Here is an 18632-nt window from a genome sequence, read left to right as displayed (position 1 = left end):
CCGCCGGCCTCCGTGTCTCAGTTGCCGTGCCTCAGGTCGCCGGGCTCGGGTCCGACCGCTCCTCGGCGGGCGCGGCCTGCACGTCGCGCACCTGGTACTTCTCCACGGCCTCGCGGACCGTGGCGCGGTCCACGTGGCCCTCGTCGGCCAGCGACGCCAACGTGCGGACGACGATCGACTCGGCGTCCACGTGGAAGTGCCGGCGCAGCGCCGGCCGGGTGTCGGAGAGGCCGAACCCGTCGGTGCCCAGCGTCGACATGCCACCGGGCACGTACGGCGCGATCAGGTCGGGGACGGCGCGCATCCAGTCCGACACCGCCACGACCGGGCCGGTCGTCTCCTGCAGCCGCTGGGTGACGTAGGGGGTCCGCGGCTCCTCCTCCGGGTGCAGGAGGTTCCACTCGGCGCACTCGTCGGCCTGGCGGCGCAGCTCGGTCCACGACGTCACCGACCAGACGTCGGCCGAGACACCCCAGTCCTCGGCCAGCAGCTCCTGCGCCCGCAGTGCCCACGGCACGGCGACGCCGGAGGCGAGCACCTGCGCCTTGACCTCACCGGCCGCGCCGTCGTCGGCCCGCGGGCCCTCCGCGTAGCGGTACATGCCCGCCAGCACGCCCTGCCGGTCCAGGTCCTCCGGCTCGGCCGGCTGGCTGAACGGCTCGTTGTAGACCGTCAGGTAGTACATGACGTCGGGGGAGCGGGCGCCACCCAGCGGGGCGCCCGGGTCCTCGCCGTACATGCGCACCAGGGCGTCGCGGGTGATGTGGGCGACCTCGTAGGAGAACGCGGGGTCGTAGGACACCACCGCCGGGTTGGTGTGCGCCAGCAGCAGGGAATGCCCGTCCTCGTGCTGCAGGCCCTCACCGTTGAGCGTGGTCCGCCCGGCGGTGGCGCCGAGCAGGAAGCCCCGGGTCATCTGGTCGGCGGCGGCCCAGAGGGAGTCGCCGGTCCGCTGGAACCCGAACATCGAGTAGAAGATGTAGATCGGGATCATCGGCTCGCCGTGCGTGCTGTAGGACGTGCCGACGGCGGTGAACGACGCCGCGGAGCCGGCCTCGTTGATGCCCTCGTGCAGGATCACGCCCTGCTCGGACTCCTTGTAGGTGAGCATCAGCTCGCGGTCGACCGAGGTGTAGCGCTGCCCCGCCGGGTTGTAGATCTTCTGCGTCGGGAAGAGGCTGTCCATCCCGAACGTGCGGGCCTCGTCCGGGATGATCGGGACGAAGCGGGGGCCGAGCTCGGGGTCCTTGAACAGCTCCTTGAGCAGGCGGACGAACGCCATCGTCGTCGCCACCTCCTGCTTGCCCGAGCCGCGGCGCAGGACGTCGAGCGCCTTGTCGTCGGGCGCCTTGAGGATCTTGAACTCCGACCGGCGGCGCGGCACCGCGCCGCCGAGGGCCCGCCGCCGCTCGTGCATGTACTGCATCTCGTCGGAGTCCGGGTCGGGCTTGTAGTAGGGCGGCAGGGTCTTGTCCAGCGCCTCGTCCGGGATCGGCAGGTACAGCCGGTCGCGGAAGGCGGCGAGGTCCTCGGCGGTCAGCTTCTTCATCTGGTGCGTGGAGTTGCGGCCCTCGAAGTGGCTGCCCAACGTCCAGCCCTTGATGGTCTTGGCGAGGATGACCGTCGGCTGGCCCTTGTGCTCCATCGCGGCCTTGTAGGCGGCGTAGACCTTGCGGTAGTCGTGGCCACCGCGGGCGAGGTCCCAGACCTCCTTGTCGCTCATCCCCTCGACCAGCTTGCGGGTGCGCGGGTCGCGCCCGAAGAAGTGCTCGCGGACGAAGGCGCCGTCCTCGGCCTTGTAGGTCTGGTAGTCGCCGTCGGGCGTCTCGTTCATCAGGTTGACCAGCGCGCCGTCGCGGTCGGCGGCCAGCAGCTTGTCCCAGCCGCGGCCCCAGATCACCTTGATGACGTTCCAGCCGGCGCCGCGGAAGAACGACTCCAGCTCCTGGATCACCTTGCCGTTGCCGCGGACCGGGCCGTCCAGCCGCTGCAGGTTGCAGTTGATGACGAAGGTGAGGTTGTCCAGCTCCTCGCGCGCGGCCAGGCCGATGACGCCGAGCGACTCGGGCTCGTCCATCTCGCCGTCGCCGAGGAACGCCCACACGTGCTGGTCGGAGGTGTCCTTGATGCCGCGGGCGTGCAGGTAGCGGTTGAACCGGGCCTGGTAGATCGCGTTCATCGGGCCCAGGCCCATGGAGACGCTGGGGAACTCCCAGAAGTCCGGCATCAGCCGGGGGTGCGGGTAGGACGACAGCCCGCCGCCGGGGTGGCTGACCTCCTGGCGGAAGCCGTCGAGCTGGTCCTCGGTGAGCCGGCCCTCGAGGAAGGCGCGGGCGTAGATGCCGGGGGAGGCGTGGCCCTGGAACCAGATCTGGTCGCCGCCGCCGGGGTGGTCCTTGCCGCGGAAGAAGTGGTTGAAGCCGACCTCGTAGAGCGAGGCGGACGAGGCGTAGGAGGAGATGTGCCCCCCGACGCCGATCCCGGGCCGCTGGGCGCGGTGCACCATGATCGCGGCGTTCCAGCGGATGTAGGCGCGGATCCGCCGCTCGGCGTCCTCGTCGCCGGGGAACCAGGGCTCGCGCTCGGGCGGGATCGTGTTGATGTAGTCGGTGCTGCGCAGGGCCGGCACCCCGACCTGCTGCTCGCGGCTGCGCTGCAGCATGCGGAGCATGAGGTACCGGGCCCGGCCGCGGCCGGCGTGGTCGACGACGGCGTCGAGGGACTCCAGCCACTCCTGGGTCTCGTCGGGGTCGGTGTCGACCAGCTGACTGGGGAGCCCGTCGGTGATGACCGCGCGGGTCTGTCCTGCCCGGGCGGGGTCTCCGTCCGGCTGCTGCGATGCGCTCATGGGTCCATCGTCTCCCGCCGACGTCGCCCCCGTCACGTCCCGGGGCCATGTACCGGCGAAGTCGTGTCGGAACGGGGTGGCGGGGACCGCAGCCGTCGCGCCGGTGAACGGGAGCTTGCGTCGTGTCCGTCATGCCCTACGCTTCCGCCTGCGGTGCCTCGTATCGACGGCGCCGCTCCGATGCCCGGCCCCGACGGCCGGACCACGGGCGCGACGGCGACAGCGAGAGGGGTGACATGACCAGGGTGCGGGTGGTTCTCCCGCTGGTCGTGTCGATCGCCGCCTCGTGCCGGTCCTGCGAACGCCCGGCATCCGCTGCCCTCTCGAGCCTCCCGTGACGTCTCCCCGCGCGGTCCCCGGCCCGACAGGGCACCATCCACCCCACACCAGGTCAGTAGAAGGCCAACCCATGGAGGAGCAGCAGGGATGAGCGTCGACAGCGCCGGCATGGCGGCCCGGCTGGGCATCAAGCCGGGCATGGTCGTGCAGGAGCTCGGCTGGAGCGAGGACGCCGACGAGGACCTGCGCGACTCCATCATCGAGGCCTCGGGCAGCGAGATGGTGGACGAGGACACCGACGAGGTGGCCGACGTGGTCGTCCTCTGGTGGCGGGAGGACGACGGCGACCTGTTCGACGCCCTGACCGACGCGCTCACCTCGCTGGCCGACGAGGGCGTCGTCTGGCTGCTGGTGCCGAAGTCGGGCCGGCCCGGGCACGTCGAGCCGGGTGACGTCACCGAGGTGGCGCCGACGGCCGGTCTCTCGCAGACCAGCAGCATCTCCGCGGCCAAGGACTGGTCGGGCATCCGCCTGGTCACCCCGAAGGCCGCCCGCAGCCGCCGCTGAGGGCCCTGCAGCGGGCTCCCGGGGCGTGCGGCACGATCAGGGCATGAGCCTCTCCGTCGGTGACCGCGCGCCCGATTTCAGCCTTCCCGACCAGGACAAGCAGGTCGTCTCGCTCGCGGACCTGCGGGGCACGCCCGTGCTGGTGGTCTTCTACCCCTTCGCGTTCTCCGGCATCTGCACCGGCGAGCTCTGCCAGCTGCGCGACGAGCTGGGCACCTACACCGGCGCCGGGGTGACGGTGCTCGGCATCAGCACCGACCCGGTCTTCAGCCTCAAGGCGTTCAAGTCGCAGGAGAACCTCGACTTCCCGCTGCTCTCGGACTTCTGGCCGCACGGGGTCACCGCCCAGGCCTACGGCGTCTTCAACGAGAAGGCCGGCATGGCCGTGCGCGGCACGTTTCTGGTCGACGCCGATGGCGCCGTCGCCTTCACCGAGGTCAACTCGCCCGGCGACCCGCGCCAGCAGTCCGGCTGGAAGGCCGCCGTCGCGGAGCTGGCTTCCTGAAGCCGGGCGTCCAGGGCCCTACCCTGGGCGCGCGGGGCGCGTAGCTCAGCGGTAGAGCTCTCGCCTTACAAGCGAGCGGTCGCAGGTTCGAATCCTGTCGCGCCCACCCCACCCGGCCAGTACGGTCCCCGCGTGCCGACCCACCTCGCCGCGGACGGGACGACGCTGCACCACGACCGGCTCGGGGACGGCGACGGCGTGCCGCTGGTCGTCCTCGCCGGTGGTGCGGCGCTGCACCCGGCCTATCTCGGTGACCTCGCCGGGCTGCCCGCCGTCCGGCCGCTGGTCGTGCCGCACCTGCGCGGGGTGGGGGAGTCGCCCCGGCCGGCCGACGCCGCGACGGGTTCGTACTGGCGGCAGGCCGAGGACCTGGAGGCGCTGCGCGAGCACCTCGGGCTGGCGCGGCTGGCCGTGGCCGCGCACTCGGCCGGCACGCGGCTCGCGCTGGCGTGGGTTGCGCGGTTCCCCGACCGGGTGGAGCGGCTGCTGCTGATCACCCCGCCCCCGCAGGTCGTCCCGGAGGCCGTGGCCGACGGGCAGGCGCTGCTCGACGCGCGACGCGGCGAAGCCGTGCAGGAGGCCGCGCTCGCCGCCCGGGAGCAGGGGCCGGATCTGACCGGCGACGACACCTTCACCGCCTACTTCCTCGCGGTCGCGCCGCTGAGCTACGCCACCTGGGGTGACCGGGAGCAGGCGCACGCAGCCGCCATGCGCTTCGACAGGACGGCGATGCTGGCGTACTTCAGCGTCGAGCCACCGGCGGACCTGGCGCAGCGGTGCGCGTCGGTGACCGCGCCGGTGCTCGTCGTCGCCGGCGCGGAGGACGCCCCGGTGGGTCCGACGCCACCGGCGGTGGTGGCCGGCCTGTTCCCGCGCGCGGAGCTGGTGGTGCTCGCCGGGTGCAGGCACTTCCCGTGGGTCGAGCAGCCGGCGGCCTTCCGTGCCGCGGTGGACGCGTTCCTGGCGGGCTGACCCCGCCGGGTGTGGCGTCAGGCGGCGGCGACGTCCTCGGTGCTCGACGTGCGCGGCTCGGCCGGCTTCGGGAAGGCCGGGCGCAGGAACGCCGGTGCCTTGAACGGCGCCCACTCGCCCTCGGGCTGGGCCAGCCGGTCGGCGACCGCCCAGAGGGCGGCCGGGTGGTGGCCGATGCCCAGGTGGCTGGCGGTGACGGCGATGTTCTCGCAGCGCTCGCCGGGCACGTCGAGGCAGGTCTGCCAGTGCACGATGCCGTCGTAGTGCGAGTAGATAGACGTCGCGGGCACCGGCAGCGGGCAGCCCTCGGACTCCAGCGGGAACTGGCGCTGCTCGACGTGCAGGTGCGCGTAGCGGTCGAACGCCTTGCCGGCCCGGGTCTGGGTGTGCCGCTCGATGCGGAACGGGCTGCCGAGGGTGATCACCTGGCGCACCGCGTCGGGGCACTGCCGGGCGAGGTCGCGGGCGAAGATGCCGCCCAGGCTCCACCCGATGACCGTCACCTCGCGCTGGTAGCGGCCGTGCAGGTAGTCGAGCTTGTCGCGCAGCCCGTTCACGCAGGTGGCGGTCGGGCCGATGTTGCGCCCCAGCCCCCAGCCGTGCACCCGGTAGTCGAGCCGCCGGAGCGTGGCGCGCAGCACCCGCGTGGAGGAGTCGTCGGCGAGCAGGCCGGGGAGGACCAGCACCGGGTGCCCGTCGCCCTTCGGCAGCCGCTGCGCGAGCGGACGGGCGGCCAGGTAGAGGCCGTAGTCGGCGAATGCCCGGCCGGGCTCGCTCAGGTAGAGCGGGAGCGCCGGACCATCACCCTGCTGTCGTGCCACGTCGTCCTCCTGGAGCCGTCCGTTCGTGGATGGGCTCTACCAAGATGCGGCCTGGCTCACACCTGGGTCTGACGAACGCGCGGGCAGATGTTGCCGAACTGTGTCCTGGGTCATAGCGCACGTTCCCGTTCCGCGCACCCGCACGTCGGGGCCGCGCTGCGCCCGCTGGCAGCACGTGCCACGGTACGGACGACCGGACGGGAGAGTGGGGGCTCATGAGCGAGGACGACATGCCGGGTCGCAGCCGCACCGTGGACCTGGACGGCCCGGTGCACTACCTGGACTTCGGCGGGCCGGAGGACGGGCCGGTGGTGGTGCTCGTGCACGGGCTGGGCGGGTCGCACCTGAACTGGGACCTGGTGGCCCCGGCGCTGCGCGAGCACGCGCGGGTGATGGCCATCGACCTGCCCGGCTTCGGGCGCAGCGAGCCCGGCGGCCGCAGGGCCAGCGTCCCGGCCAACGTCGCCGTGCTGCACCGCTTCCTCACCGAGGTGGTCGGCGAGCCGGCCGTCCTGGTCGGGAACTCGATGGGCGGCATGATCTCGATCCTCGAGACGGGGGAGCACCCCGAGGCGGTGCGCGGCCTGGTGCTGCTCGACCCCGCCGTACCCGGCCCGCGGCGCGCGCTGGACCCCCTGGTGGCGGTCACCTTCGCGCTCTACGCGATCCCCTTCGTCGGGGAGCGCTTCCTGTGGTGGCGGCGGCAGCGCACGTCGGCGCTGGTCCGCGTGCACGACATGCTCGAACTGGTGGGCGTCGACCCGGAGCGGGTCCCCGGGGAGGTCATCGACCGGTCGGTCACCCTGATCGAGGAGCGCCGGGACGTCCAGGGGATGGACCGGGCGTTCCTCGCCGCCGCCCGCTCGGTGCTGCGGGTGCTGGCCGACCCGCGCCGGTACCGCGCCGCGATGGCCGCCATCGACGTCCCGGTGCTCCTGGTGCACGGCGACCGCGACCGGCTCGTGCCGGTGCAGGCCGCCCGGGACATCGCGCAGCAGCACCCCGCCTGGCGCTACGCGGAGTGGTCCGACGTCGGGCACGTGCCACAGCTGCAGGAGCCGGAGCGGACGGTCGCCGAGATGCTCGACTGGATGAAGGAGACCGCGCTGACCAGCGCGACCGCCTGACGTACCGGAGGCGCGGGGACCGACGTCCCCGCGCCTCCGGAGCGGTCAGCTGCTCGTGCCGAGGGTGTCGCGCAGAGCTTCCAGGCCGGTGCGGTGCGGTCGCCAGCCCAGTTCCTCGCGGGCCCGGGTGGTGTCCATGATCGCCGGCCGGCTGGCCGCCTCGATCCACTCGGCCACCGGCGGCAGGAACGGCAGCCGGGACACCGCCCGCGCGAACGCCTGCGCCGGGGCGGCGGGCAGCGGGATCGCGATCGCGCCGAACTCGCGGGCCACGTCGGCCGCGGTCAGCACGCCCTCCCCGGCGATGTTGTAGGCGCCGGCCGGGCCCGCGCCCACGACGCAGAGCAGCAGCGCCTGGCCGACGTCGTCCTGGTGGATGAACTGCAGCGGGTGCTCGGGAACCAGCAGCGGAACCGGGAACGGCAGCCGCCGCGGCCGGTCGAACAGCCGGCGGCCGAGCGGGGCGAGCGGGCCGGGCAGCACGTCCTTGCCACCGATCGCCTGGGGGCCCAGCACCACCGGCGGGCGGAGCAGGTAGAGCGCCAGGTCGGGCGTCGCTGAGGCCTCGTCCTGGAGCAGGTGCTCGAGCTCGGCCTTCTCCTGGGCGTAGAACAGCCGGGACGCCGGGCGCACCGGCCACTCCTCGGAGATCCGCTCGGGGTTGTCGCGGTGGAAGCCGTAGGCGGCGACCGACGAGGAGTAGACGAACCGGCGCGCACCGACGGCGGCGGCCGCGCGGAAGACGTTCAGCGTGCCGTCGACGTTGATCGCGCGGGTCGTCGCCCGGGAGGCGTTCCCGGTGATCAGGAAGGCGAGGTGCACGACGACGTCGGCTCCGGCGAACGCCTCGCGCAGCGCGTCGGGATCGCGGACGTCCCCCTGCCGGTACTCCATCTTCGTCCAGCCCCGCTCGGCCGGGTCGAACGGCCGGCGGGCGATGCCGATGACGCGGTCGACGCGCTCGTCGGCCTGGAGGAGGGGCACCAGCCCGGCGCCGAAGGTTCCGGTGGGGCCGGTGACCGCGACCGTCAGGCCGCGTTCCCCGTTCGTCCGTCCGCCCGTTGCGCGCTTCCGGCCCGGGCTCACCGGGCGGCCGACTTCGCGCGGGCCGTGGGCTGCGGGACGTCGGGGGTGGCCTCGGCGGCCCGGGCGTGCTCGAGCAGCTCCTCGATGCCCCGCCGGATCCCGGTCGAGAGGACGTCGACGTCGGGGAAGGCGTCGAAGTCGGCGTTGATGCCGAAGGTCATGGTGCTGAGGTAGCTGAAGATCCCGATGGAGCAGCGGGTGCCTCCCGCGATCGGCACGTAGGCGTGCGCCGAGCACATCCGCTTGCCCAGCACGTAGAGCGGCACGCGCGGCCCGGGGACGTTGGTGGTCACCGCCTGGCACCACATCTGCCCGGCCTGCATGCCCGCCCGGACGCCCATGGAGAGCAGGCCCGGGGCCACGAAGTCGCCCATCGCGATGATCGACGGGACGTCGAGGGCCTGCATGGCCCGCTTGTACTCGTCCATCTGCCCGCGGATGCTCGCCAGCCGGGAGAGCGGGTCCGGGTCGCCGACGGGGAGGTCGACGAAGACGGCCGACACCTGGTTGTCCAGCGCGCCGCGCTTGCTCGCCGAGCGCACCGACACCGGGACCATCGACCGGACCACCAGGTTCTCCGAGGAGAGCTCCCCGCGGCCTTCCAGCAGGTCGCGGAAGCCCTTGGTGATGGCCGTCAGGACGACGTCGTTCACCGTTCCGCCGAGCGCCGTCCGGGCGGCCTTGAACTCGTCGAGCTTCCCGGCGGTCCAGGCCCACCGGCGGTGCGGGCCGATGTGGCCGTTGAGCGAGCGGGCCGTCGGGGTCACCGCCTGCTTGGCCAGCGACGGCACCGTCTGCGCGAACAGCCGCCCGGCCTCGGTGAGGCTGCGTGCGCTCCGCACGGCGCTGCCCACGGTCGGCAGGCTGGTGAGGGTGCGCAGCGGCTGGGTCATGGCCTCGGTGACGGCGCCCGCCGCCAGCGCCAGCGACGAGGGGTCGCGGCGCGGCGTCCAGTCGCGGGGGTCGTCGTGGGTGGCCTCCGGATCGAGGTCGAACATCAGCTGCATGAGGTCGGTGCCGGCGACGCCGTCGACCATGCAGTGGTGGACCTTCGAGATCAGCGCCCAGCGATCGTCGGCGAGGCCCTCGACCAGCCACAGCTCCCACAGCGGCTTCGCCATGTCGAGGCGCTGCCCCAGCACCCGGCCGGCCAGGTTGCGCAGCTGCTCGTCGCCGCCCGGCGACGGCACCGCGGTGTGCCGCACGTGGTAGAGGATCTGGAAGTGCGGGTCGTCGATCCACATCGGCCGGCCCAGCTGCAGCGGCACCTCCCGGACCCGCTGGCGGTAGCGCGGCACGCGCGGCAGCTTGCTCAGCAGGAGCCGAACCACGTCGCCGTAGCTGGGCGCCGGGCCGTCGAACACGGCCACCGACCCCACGTGCATCGGGGTGTTCTCGCTCTCCGCGAAGTAGAACCCGCTGTCGAGGGCGCTCATGCGGTCCACGTCGTCACTCCTCGCCGCCCCGTCCCACTGCTAGGACCTGGGCCGTCGCACGTCCCGGATGGCCGCCGAAGTTATGTGTGACTCCCGGTAGACGCAACCTGATCTTGTGGTGGCGACCACATTCTGGGGTGCCCGCTATGCGGCCCGTCAACCGGCCTGGCGCACGTCGCCCTCCACGCGGTCGAGCAGGTGGTGGAACGCCTGGTCGACCACCGCGCGGCGGGTGAGGTTCACGCTGTGCCCGGCACCCGGGACGACGACCAGCTCGCAGCCGGTCCCGATCGTCTCGGCGATCCGCCGGCCGTGCGCGGCAGGCGTGAGCCGGTCGTGGGTGGCGGCCACCACCGTCACCGGGATCCGGCGCAGCACCGGCAGGGCGGCGGTCTCGTCGTGGTCGAGAAAGGTCGCGTAGAACGCCATGGTCACCGGCAGCGGTGTCGCCTCGAGCAGCTCCTGGACCGTCCGCACCGAGCGCCGGTCGGCGTCGTCCCGCCCGAACAGCAGCCGCCGGATCGCCCGCCGGCCGGCGAACCGTCCCCGCCACGGCAGCCGCTCCAGCCGCGGGGCGAGCCGCTGGAGCAGCCACAGGTACAGCGCCAGCAGCCCCAGCCGGCGGCCGACCTTGATCAGGAAAGCGAGCGGGCCGGTGTCGACCAGCCCACCCGCGGAGGTGGCGAGCAGGAAGACGCCGACGACGCGGCTGCCGAACAGCTCCGGCCGCTGCCGGGCCAGCGCGAGGATGCTCATCCCGCCCATGGAGTGGCCGGCCAGCACCACCGGCCCGGTCGGGGCGACGGCGTCGAGCACCTGGCCGAGGTCGCGGCCGGTGCGGTCGATGGTGGCCTTCGTCAGCGGCGTCCAGCCGGACCGGCCGTGGCCGCGCTGGTCCCACAGGACCAGGCGGACCCGGTCGCGCAGCGCTTCCCGCTGCAGCTGCCACTCCGCCAGCCGGGCGGTGAACCCGTGCGAGAGGACGACGGTGAGCGGGGGGCCGGTGTCCCCACCCGCCCCGGCCGGCCCGTCCACCTCCACGTGCAGGTCGACCCCGTCGTCGGTGGTCACCGTCCGGGATCCCGGCGGCGGGGGGCCGTCGAGCGGGGGCAGGGTCAACAGCGGCGGGTCGCTGGGCACGGCGCCATCCCAGGCCGCGCGGGCCGGTCGCGCAACCGGAGAGCCCGGTGCTCAGTGCCCGGTGCGTCGGCCCGGCGCCGCCTCGCGGACCAGCCGGCGCGCGGCGTCGACCTCGCGGGCCACCGGGGCGAGCACTCCCTCGGCGTGCAGCTCGGCGTCGTCGGAGGTGCGCGGCGCCCGGACGTCGTCCTCCAGCGAGCGGATCGCCCGGCGCAGCACCGCGACCTGGGCGAGGTCGGGGGCCGGTTCGCCGCCGCGGGTGGCGATGACCGCCTCGGTGACGGCGTCGGAGGTGCGCTCCAGCTGCACGATGACCGGCCACCAGGCCGCCGCCCGGGTGCTGATCGGCGGCGGCTCGGCGAGCCGCCGCTGGAGCTGGGTCTGCAGCTCGGTGAGCGCCCGGTAGTTGCGCCGGCGGGCGCGGCGGCGCTCGGCCGCGCTGCCGGTGAAGGCGGCGTCGACGAAGGCGTCGAGCGCAAGCGCGGCGTCCCGCAGGGCCTCGTCCAGCGGAGCCCGCCAGGTCTGCGGCCAGAGCAGGTACCCGAAGACCAGCACGATCGCGCAGCCGATCAGCGTGTCCAGCAGCCGGGCACCCACCAGCCCCGGGCCGCCGGGGAGGGCGACGTCGAGCAGCAGGATGATCAGCGGCGTCTGGAAGACGGAGAACAGCCCGAAGTTGGCGTTGCGGGCCCACGGCAGCACGGCCGCTGAGGCGGCGAGCGCGACGAGCACCCAGCCGTTGCGCGGCAGGGCGGCCAGCAGCGCCGAGCCGAGCAGGACGCCCAGCAGCGTGCCGGCGCCGCGCTGCACGGCGCGGGTGAAGACCGACCCGAAGTCGGGCTTGAGCACGATGGCGACGGTGAGCAGCACCCAGTACGGGCGCTCGATCGGCACGTACTGGCGGGCGATCTCGGCCACGGTCATGCACAGCGACAGGCGGACGGCGAAGGCGCGGGTGTCGGCGCTGCCCACGGTCCGGTCGGCCAGGTCGTGCGCCCGGGCCCGGAGGCCGGTCACCGGCCGGGCCGCCGCGGCACTGGCCCGCTCCTCGGGGTCGCCGACGACGTTCCACACCAGCCGGACGCCGTGCCGCACCGCCCGCACCGCCGGGTGGCCCTCGGTGAGCGGGGCCGGCCGCTGGTCGGTCAGCTCGCCGCTGCCGCTGACCGCCGCCGCGAGTGCGTGCGCCGCGGTCACGTCGCGCGGATCGGCCGGGACGCCGACCCGGGCGGCGGCGACCGCCCCCTCGACAAGCGGCGCGGCGGCGTTCAGGACCCCGGCCAGCTCGGACAGCTCGCGGGTGCGGCCGGCCGACCGGCTCCGGCTGCGGATGACGCGGTCGTAGGCGCCGTTGAGCGCGGTGGTGAGCGCCCGTCGGGCGTCGGGCGCCCGGTCGCTGCCGATCGCCGCGAGCAGCTCGCCGATCCGGGTGAAGACCGTGGCGACGGCCGCCCGGTCGGGGTCCAGCTGCTCGGTGCGGGCCTGGACGAGGGTGATCAGCGCGGCCCACGCCGCGCCGCAGAGGAAGAACCCGACCTCGGCGGCGGGCGGCAGCGGGGTGACGAGCCCGGAGGCGAGCGCCGTGTAGATCAGCAGCTGCAGCGCACCGAGCGAGAGCGCGGCGTTGACCGCGCTGACCAGCGCGGCGACCGCCGACAGCACGGCGATGACCAGCACCGGCTCCCACCCGCCGCCGGTCGCGTACTGGCCGGCGAGCAGCCCGAGCATGCCGAAGAACGTGGCCGCCCCGATCCGGCGGAGCCGGTCCCGCAGCGGGCCCGGTTGCGGCGCGAGGGTCGCGGCGAGGGCGCCCATGGTGCCGAACACGCCGGCGCCGAGGCCGGCAGCGGAGTCCAGCCCACCGCTCACGGCGACGGCGAGGGCCAGGGGAGCGGGGATCGCGACGGCGAACCGGGCGACGTCGCGCCAGGGCACCGGGGGAGGCGTGGTGCGCACCAGCTCCTCGAGCCACGCCGGTGCGCGCAGCGCCCGCTCACGCCGCTCCGCCACGGGGAGAGCTTGTCATTCCGACCTGGGGATCGCGCGGACCCGCCGCCTACGCTGCGGAGCCGTGACCGTGCAGCTCGGCGACGTCCTCGCCGCCCTGGAAGCCCGCTACGACCCCGCGCTCGCCGAGAGCTGGGACGCCGTCGGCCTGGTCTGCGGCGATCCCGCCGAGGAGGTGCGGTCGGTGCTCTTCGCCGTCGACCCCACCGCCGCCGTGGTCGACGAGGTGATCGCCACCGGCGCCCAGCTGCTGGTCACCCACCACCCGCTGTTCCTCAGCGCGGTGCACGGCGTGCCGGCCGACGACGTCAAGGGCCGGCTGGTGCACCGGTTGATCCGGGCCGGTGCCGGGCTGTTCGTCGCGCACACCAACGCCGACCGGGCGCCCGGCTCCGGGGTGAATGCAGCGCTGGCCGCCGTCCTCGGGCTTGCCGACGCCGTTCCGCTGGAGCCGGCCGGCGACGACCCGCGGGCGGGTCTCGGCCGGGTGGGCACGCTGCCCGCGGCCATGACCCTGCGGGAGTTCGCCGGGCACGCCGCGGCGGTGCTGCCGGCCACGGCCGGCGGCGCCCGGGTGGCCGGCGACCCCGACCGGCTCGTCCGCCGGGTGGCGGTCTGCGGCGGCAGCGGGGGTTCGCTGCTCGGCGCGGCGACCGCGGCCGGGGCGGACGTGCTGCTCACCAGCGACCTCAAGCACCACCCGGTGTCCGACGCCCTGGAGGCGCCCGGCCCTGCGCTGGTGGACGTCGCGCACTACGCCTCCGAGTGGCCCTGGCTGCCGGTGGCCGCCGACGTGCTGCGCCGCGACCTGGGCGGCCGGGTGGAGGTCGCCGTCTCGACCGTGCGGACCGATCCGTGGAGCTGCCGGGCCGACGCCCCGCGGGACGCCGCCGGCTGAGCTGCGCCGGGCTCAGCCGTGCCCGGCGGCCCGCAGCTCCCGGACGCACGCGCGCTCGAGGCTGCGCTGCCGCCGGATCCGGGCCAGGAGCCCGGGCACCGGCTCCAGCTCGCGGGTGGCGGCCGGGCGGACCCCGGTCACCCGGCCGTCGGCGTACCGGCCGGAGGTCGTGTGCACCGTCCACCGCTCGACGTCGGGCACCGAGACCTCCTGGCCGACCAGGACCGCGGGCCCGGAGACCCCCTCCGGACCGCCCCGGAGCGCCAGCGGGTCGGCGGACCACTCGGTCACCCGGACGGTGGCGAGGTGCAGGTCGCCGTCGTCGACGCCGAGGACGGCGTCCAGCGGGCCGTCCCGCCGCCCACCGGCGACGACCTCGGCGTCCTCCAGCGAGAGCACCAGCCGGGGCAGGTACCACCAGTGCTCCCGGCGGAGCATCGGGGAGTCGGCCAGGGCCCGCGCCGGCGGGTGCTTGCGCAGCTCCTGGTCGAGCAGCTCCCGGGTGAACAGCTCGCCGGTCCCGTCCTCGACGAGGGCCGGCCGGCCGGTGGCCACCAGCGGGACCCAGCGCGAACCGGTCAGCCGGGGATCGGAGAGGACCAGCGTCGCGCGGTCGCCGGCCGCGGCGGCGCGGGCGGTGGCGGCGTGCGCCCAGGGCAGCGCGACCGCCGGGCGGCCGTCCAGCACCAGCGGCACGACGCCGACCGCGCCCGGCGGGCCGCCCGGGCTGCGCCACAGCAGCTCGGCCACCCCGGCCGCGTGCAGCGCGGCGCGCGCACTTGTGGGATCGATCACCTCCGCTGTCTACTCCTCGCGGACGGCGGCGACGATGCCGCCCCGAGGACCTGGGAGTCGCCGTGCCCGCGTTCGTCGTGGCCGCCGTGGTCGGAGCGCTGTTCTTCCTCGGTTACCGCTACTACTCCACGTACCTGGCGGCGAAGGTCTACGCCCTCGACGGCGCCTACCGCACCCCGGCGCACGAGTTCAACGACGGCGTCGACTTCGTGCCGACCAACAAGCACGTGCTCTTCGGCCACCACTTCACGTCGGTGGCCGGGGCCGCGCCCATCGTCGGCCCGGCCATCGCGGTGTTCTGGGGCTGGGGCCCGGCGCTGACCTGGATCGTCCTCGGCACGATCTTCGCCGCCGGGGTGCACGACTTCGGGTCGCTCGCGGTCTCCGTGCGGCACAAGGCGAAGAGCATCGGGACCCTGGCCGGCGACGTCATCAACGGCCGGGCGCGGATGCTGTTCCTGGCGATCATCTTCTTCCTGCTGACCCTGGTGAACGCGGTCTTCGCCGTGGTCATCGGCAACCTGTTCGTGGCCCAGCCGGGCGCGGTGATCCCGATCGTCGCCGAGATCCCGCTGGCCATCGCGATCGGCGTCTACATCTACCGGACCCGCTCCTCGGCGCTCATCCCGTCGATCGTCGGCGTGATCGTGCTGTACGCGCTGATCCTGGTCGGCAACGCCTACCCGATCACCCTGGACGGGCTGGCCGACGCGCTCGGCGTCGAGCAGACCCGCAACGTCTGGGTGGTGCTGCTGTTCGTCTACACGTGGGTCGCCTCGCGGATCCCGGTGTGGGTGCTGCTCCAGCCGCGCGACTACATCAACAGCCACCAGCTGTTCATCGCCCTCGGTGTCATCGGCCTGGGCCTGATCATCGGCCTGAACCAGATCCAGGCACCGGTGGTCAACGACGTGCCGGAGGGCTCACCGAGCTTCTTCCCCTTCCTGTTCATCACCATCGCCTGCGGCGCCATCTCCGGGTTCCACTCGCTGGTGGCGTCGGGGACGACGTCCAAGCAGCTCGACAAGGAGACCGACGCCCGCTACGTCGGCTACATGGGGGCCGTGGGCGAGGGGTCGCTGGCCACGGGTGCGGTGCTGGCCGCCACCGCCGGCGTCGCCGCCTCGCAGGCGGAGTGGGAGGCGCTCTACCCCGACTTCGCCACGGCGTCCGGGGGAGCGGTCGGCAACTTCGTCGCCGGCACCGCCCAGTTCGCCAACAACATCGGCATCCCCCTGGAGCTTGCCGGGGTCTTCGCCGCCGTCGTCGTCATCAGCTTCGCGGCGACGACGATGGACACCGGCGTCCGGCTGCAGCGTTACGTGATCCAGGAGATCGGCGAGCTGGTCAAGGTGCGCGCCCTGGCCCGCAACCTGACGGTCGCCACCACGCTGGCCGTGGTCATCCCGCTCGCCATGGCGCTGATCCCCGGTGAGGGGGAGGCCGGCTACACGTTCGGCGTCCTCTGGCAGCTGTTCGGGACGACCAACCAGCTGACCGCAGGCCTCGCGCTCTCGGTCATCGCGGTGTGGGTGACCCGACGCGGCCGCAACCCGGTCGCCGTCCTGGTGCCGCTGGCCTTCCTGCTGGTGATGACGACGTGGGCGCTGATCCTCAACCTGCGCAACTTCGTCGAGGACGAGCAGTGGGTGCTGGCCCCGCTGGACGCGATCATCTTCGTCTTGGCGCTCTGGCTGATGGTCGAGGCGGGACTGGCGCTGCGCGCGGCGTTCCGGGACCGCGGCACGGTCGCGCCCACCGAGGGCGGGGAGCCCGACGCGGTGGCCCTGGCCAACCCGGAGACCGGCACCTCCGACCGCCCGCTCGGCGGGCCTTCCGGGAACGACCGGCGGTGAACCCGAGGGTCGTGCTGGTGCGGGGCACGCGGACCGCGGGCGGGGCTTCCGCGGGGTGCTGCGGCGGGGACGTCCGGCCGTTCGACGAGGGCGGCTCGCACCGGCACGGCCCGCCCGACGACGCGGTGGGTGCGGTGTACCGGGCGCTGCGCGCCGCCCTGCCGGCCGAGGTGGCGGTGGAGGTGGTCTCGCCGTCGAACTGGCTGTGGCTGGTGCCGGAGCTGGTGCGGGGCGGCCGCCGGCGGGGGCTGCGTGGTGCGGCGCTGCGGCGCTCGGTCCGGAGCGGGATGGCGGTGGAGTCCCTGATCGTCGACGGGGCGGTGCTGGGCTCGGGCCGGCTGCCCGCCCCGGCCGCCGCGGTGGCCGCGGTGGAGGCGGAGCTGCTCCTGCAGGAAGGCGCCGGCTCACCGCCGGGGCGGGCGGGGGAGCCGCAGGTAGGTTGAGCGGCGTGAAGGTCGACCATTTCGAGCAGCAGAAGCTCCTGGAGCTCGCGGCGGAGGACGTCGCGCTCACCCAGCTCGCGCACCGCAAGCGGACGCTGCCGGAGGCCGTCGCCGTCGAGACCGCCGCCGAGGCGGAGCGGGCCCTGGCCGACGACGTCGTCCGCGCCGAGACCGCGGCGCGCGACCTCCAGCGCGAGGTGAAGCGGCTGGAGACCGACGTGGAGACCGTGCGGTCCCGCGCGGCCAAGGACCAGAAGCTGCTCGACTCCGGCAGCGTCTCGGCCAAGCAGATGACCGACCTGCAGCACGAGTTGCAGTCGCTCACGCGCCGGCAGTCGGACCTCGAGGACCAGGAGCTCGAGCTCATGGAGCAGCTCGAGACCGCCGAGGCCGCGCTCCGGGAGGCGCAGGCGGGCCGGGACGAGGCGCGGGCCGCCCTCGAGCGGGCCGAGCAGCTGCGCGAGGACGCGCTCGCCGACATCGCCGACGGCACCACGCGGCACGAGGCGGCCCGGGCGGCCGTCGCCGGGGGCATCTCGGCGCCGCTGCTGACGCTCTACGACCGGATCCGCACCCAGACCGGCACCACCGGCGCGGCCATGCTCCGTGCCCGCCAGTGCCAGGGCTGCCGGATCGAGCTCAACGGGCGGGAGCTGGCCGCGGTCCGCAACGCCGATCCGCACGAGGTCGTCCGGTGCGAGAACTGCGGGCGGATCCTGGTGCGCACGGCCGAGTCCGGACTGTGACGGAGCAGACGCAGCGGCGGTTCATCGTCGAGGCCGACGGCGGGTCGCGGGGCAACCCCGGGCCGGCCGGCTACGGCGCGCTGGTGCGGGACGCGGAGACCGGGCGGGTGCTGGCCGAGCGGGCCGCCTCGGTCGGCCGGGCCACCAACAACGTCGCCGAGTACGGCGGGCTGGTCGCCGGGCTGCAGGCGGTGCTGGACCTGGACGCCTCCGCCTCGGTCGAGGTGCGGATGGACTCCAAGCTCGTCGTCGAGCAGATGTCGGGCCGCTGGAAGATCAAGCACCCCGACATGCAGCAGCTCGCGCTCCAGGCCCAGCAGATCGCCCGGAAGCTCGGCGGGGTGCGCTACACCTGGGTGCCGCGGGCGCAGAACGGCGCCGCCGACGCCCTGGCCAACAGCGCGATGGACGGCCGGCCGGTGCACCGCGACGCCGCCGCCGAGCCCTCGGTCGCCGAGGACGACGTCCAGCCGGTGCGCGAGCCGGCGCCGGTGGTCACCACCCTCACGCACCTGCTGCGCCACGGGCAGACCGAGCACACGCCCGAGCGCCGCTTCAGCGGGCGCAACGAGCTGCCGCTGTCGCGCACCGGCCGGGCCGAGGCGGAGGCGGCCGCGGAGCGCGCCGCCCAGCTGGGCATCGAGGTCGTCGTCGCCTCGCCGCTGGCCCGGACGCGGGAGACGGCGGAGATCGTCGCCGCCCGGCTCGGCCTGCCGGTGGAGTTCGACGAGGACCTCCGGGAGCTGGACTTCGGTGACCTGGAGGGGCTGACCTTCGACGAGGCGCGCGCCCGGCACCCGCTGGCCGTGCGCCGCTTCATGGCCGACGTGACGGTGGCCGCGCCCGGTGGCGAGTCGATCGCCGACGTGAGCACCCGGCTGGCCGGGGCCCGGCGGCGCATCCTCACCCGGCACGCGGGGCGGACCGTCCTGGTCGTCAGCCACGTCACGCCGATCAAGCTGCTCCTCGCCGCTGGGCTCGGGGTCGGCGACGACGTCGTCCACCGGGTGTTCCTCGAGGCGGCGTCGCTGTGCACCGTCGCCTGGACCTCCGAGGGGCGGGGCTCGGTCCGCCTGGTGAACGACACCGCCCACCTGCGCTGAGCG

The 18632-nt window shown here is 74.3% G+C and carries 16 protein-coding genes and 1 tRNA gene; 10 read left to right on the top strand and 7 right to left on the bottom strand.

Translation table 11 applies throughout. The features are described 5' to 3' along the window. Positions 1–31 precede the first annotated feature (31 nt). Positions 32–2848, bottom strand: coding sequence for a pyruvate dehydrogenase (acetyl-transferring), homodimeric type (gene aceE / locus ACI79T_RS09745; protein ID WP_456609854.1), 2817 nt, complete (start codon positions 2846–2848; stop codon positions 32–34). A gap of 426 nt (positions 2849–3274) precedes the next feature. Between aceE and ACI79T_RS09740 the strand changes: the two genes are divergently transcribed. The 4 genes from ACI79T_RS09740 (at position 3275) to ACI79T_RS09725 (ending at position 5171) form a co-directional block, all read left to right on the top strand. Beyond that, positions 3275–3694, top strand: a complete 420-nt coding sequence (locus ACI79T_RS09740) for a DUF3052 domain-containing protein (protein ID WP_135145054.1) — start codon at positions 3275–3277, stop codon at positions 3692–3694. A gap of 43 nt (positions 3695–3737) precedes the next feature. After that, complete coding sequence (locus ACI79T_RS09735; protein WP_456609853.1) at positions 3738–4199, top strand: peroxiredoxin; 462 nt, start codon at positions 3738–3740, stop codon at positions 4197–4199. A gap of 34 nt (positions 4200–4233) precedes the next feature. Beyond that, positions 4234–4305, top strand: a tRNA-Val gene (locus ACI79T_RS09730). A gap of 26 nt (positions 4306–4331) precedes the next feature. Further along, the gene (locus tag ACI79T_RS09725) at positions 4332–5171 is read left to right on the top strand and encodes an alpha/beta fold hydrolase (RefSeq protein ID WP_456609852.1); all 840 of its coding nucleotides are present in this window, start codon (positions 4332–4334) and stop codon (positions 5169–5171) included. Between the two features lie 17 nt (positions 5172–5188). Here the strand turns inward: ACI79T_RS09725 and ACI79T_RS09720 are convergent, their stop codons facing one another. Further along, a complete protein-coding gene (locus ACI79T_RS09720) occupies positions 5189–5992 on the bottom strand; it encodes an esterase/lipase family protein (protein ID WP_456609851.1) in 804 nt (267 codons plus the stop codon). A 215-nt stretch (positions 5993–6207) separates the two neighbouring features. On the opposite strand from ACI79T_RS09720, the gene ACI79T_RS09715 reads away from it, so the two are divergent. After that, the gene (locus tag ACI79T_RS09715; protein WP_456609850.1) at positions 6208–7119 is read left to right on the top strand and encodes an alpha/beta fold hydrolase; all 912 of its coding nucleotides are present in this window, start codon (positions 6208–6210) and stop codon (positions 7117–7119) included. Between the two features lie 45 nt (positions 7120–7164). Here ACI79T_RS09715 and ACI79T_RS09710 read toward each other — a convergent pair whose 3' ends face one another. The 4 genes from ACI79T_RS09710 to ACI79T_RS09695 all read right to left on the bottom strand — a co-directional run bounded on the left by ACI79T_RS09710 (position 7165) and on the right by ACI79T_RS09695 (position 12791). Continuing rightward, entirely contained in the window at positions 7165–8205 is a 1041-nt protein-coding gene (locus ACI79T_RS09710) for an NAD-dependent epimerase/dehydratase family protein (RefSeq protein ID WP_456609849.1), read from the bottom strand. Then, positions 8202–9641, bottom strand: a complete 1440-nt coding sequence (locus tag ACI79T_RS09705) for a WS/DGAT/MGAT family O-acyltransferase (protein WP_456609885.1) — start codon at positions 9639–9641, stop codon at positions 8202–8204. Before ACI79T_RS09705 ends, ACI79T_RS09710 begins: the two co-directional genes overlap by 4 nt. Positions 9642–9797: 156 nt before the next feature. Then, positions 9798–10712 carry an alpha/beta fold hydrolase gene (locus ACI79T_RS09700; protein ID WP_456609848.1) on the bottom strand — a complete coding sequence of 305 codons (915 nt, stop codon included), beginning with the start codon at positions 10710–10712 and terminating at the stop codon, positions 9798–9800. A gap of 120 nt (positions 10713–10832) precedes the next feature. Next, positions 10833–12791, bottom strand: a complete 1959-nt coding sequence (locus tag ACI79T_RS09695) for an FUSC family protein (RefSeq protein ID WP_456609847.1) — start codon at positions 12789–12791, stop codon at positions 10833–10835. 61 nt (positions 12792–12852) lie between these two features. Between ACI79T_RS09695 and ACI79T_RS09690 the strand changes: the two genes are divergently transcribed. Next, complete coding sequence (locus tag ACI79T_RS09690) at positions 12853–13686, top strand: Nif3-like dinuclear metal center hexameric protein (RefSeq protein WP_456609846.1); 834 nt, start codon at positions 12853–12855, stop codon at positions 13684–13686. Between the two features lie 12 nt (positions 13687–13698). Here ACI79T_RS09690 and ACI79T_RS09685 read toward each other — a convergent pair whose 3' ends face one another. Then, entirely contained in the window at positions 13699–14481 is a 783-nt protein-coding gene (locus tag ACI79T_RS09685; protein ID WP_456609845.1) for a hypothetical protein, read from the bottom strand. Between the two features lie 62 nt (positions 14482–14543). On the opposite strand from ACI79T_RS09685, the gene ACI79T_RS09680 reads away from it, so the two are divergent. Genes ACI79T_RS09680 through ACI79T_RS09665 form a run of 4 tightly spaced genes read left to right on the top strand, consistent with a single transcriptional unit; the run spans position 14544 to position 18629 of the window. After that, positions 14544–16337, top strand: a complete 1794-nt coding sequence (locus tag ACI79T_RS09680; protein ID WP_456609844.1) for a carbon starvation CstA family protein — start codon at positions 14544–14546, stop codon at positions 16335–16337. Further along, positions 16334–16780 carry a hypothetical protein gene (locus ACI79T_RS09675; protein WP_456609843.1) on the top strand — a complete coding sequence of 149 codons (447 nt, stop codon included), beginning with the start codon at positions 16334–16336 and terminating at the stop codon, positions 16778–16780. The genes ACI79T_RS09680 and ACI79T_RS09675 overlap by 4 nt, the downstream gene beginning before the upstream one ends. 5 nt (positions 16781–16785) lie before the next feature. After that, positions 16786–17526 (top strand): zinc ribbon domain-containing protein, encoded by a 741-nt coding sequence (locus ACI79T_RS09670; protein ID WP_456609842.1) that lies wholly within the window; start codon positions 16786–16788, stop codon positions 17524–17526. Next, positions 17523–18629, top strand: coding sequence for a bifunctional RNase H/acid phosphatase (locus ACI79T_RS09665; protein ID WP_456609841.1), 1107 nt, complete (start codon positions 17523–17525; stop codon positions 18627–18629). The genes ACI79T_RS09670 and ACI79T_RS09665 overlap by 4 nt, the downstream gene beginning before the upstream one ends. Positions 18630–18632 lie beyond the last annotated feature (3 nt).

It is taken from the genome of Blastococcus sp. SYSU DS0619, from assembly GCF_054051035.1.
The sequence above is the reverse complement of the archived record's forward strand: the minus strand, read 5'-3'. Positions and strand labels throughout refer to the sequence as shown.

What these genes read in the sequence shown, in the direction of transcription:
- aceE (WP_456609854.1), bottom strand. Translation starts at nt 2,848, where the DNA reads ATGAGCGCATCGCAGCAGCCGGACGGAGACCCCGCCCGGGCAGGACAG.
- ACI79T_RS09740 (WP_135145054.1), top strand. Translation starts at nt 3,275, where the DNA reads ATGAGCGTCGACAGCGCCGGCATGGCGGCCCGGCTGGGCATCAAGCCG.
- ACI79T_RS09735 (WP_456609853.1), top strand. Translation starts at nt 3,738, where the DNA reads ATGAGCCTCTCCGTCGGTGACCGCGCGCCCGATTTCAGCCTTCCCGAC.
- ACI79T_RS09715 (WP_456609850.1), top strand. Translation starts at nt 6,208, where the DNA reads ATGAGCGAGGACGACATGCCGGGTCGCAGCCGCACCGTGGACCTGGAC.
- ACI79T_RS09705 (WP_456609885.1), bottom strand. Translation starts at nt 9,641, where the DNA reads ATGAGCGCCCTCGACAGCGGGTTCTACTTCGCGGAGAGCGAGAACACC.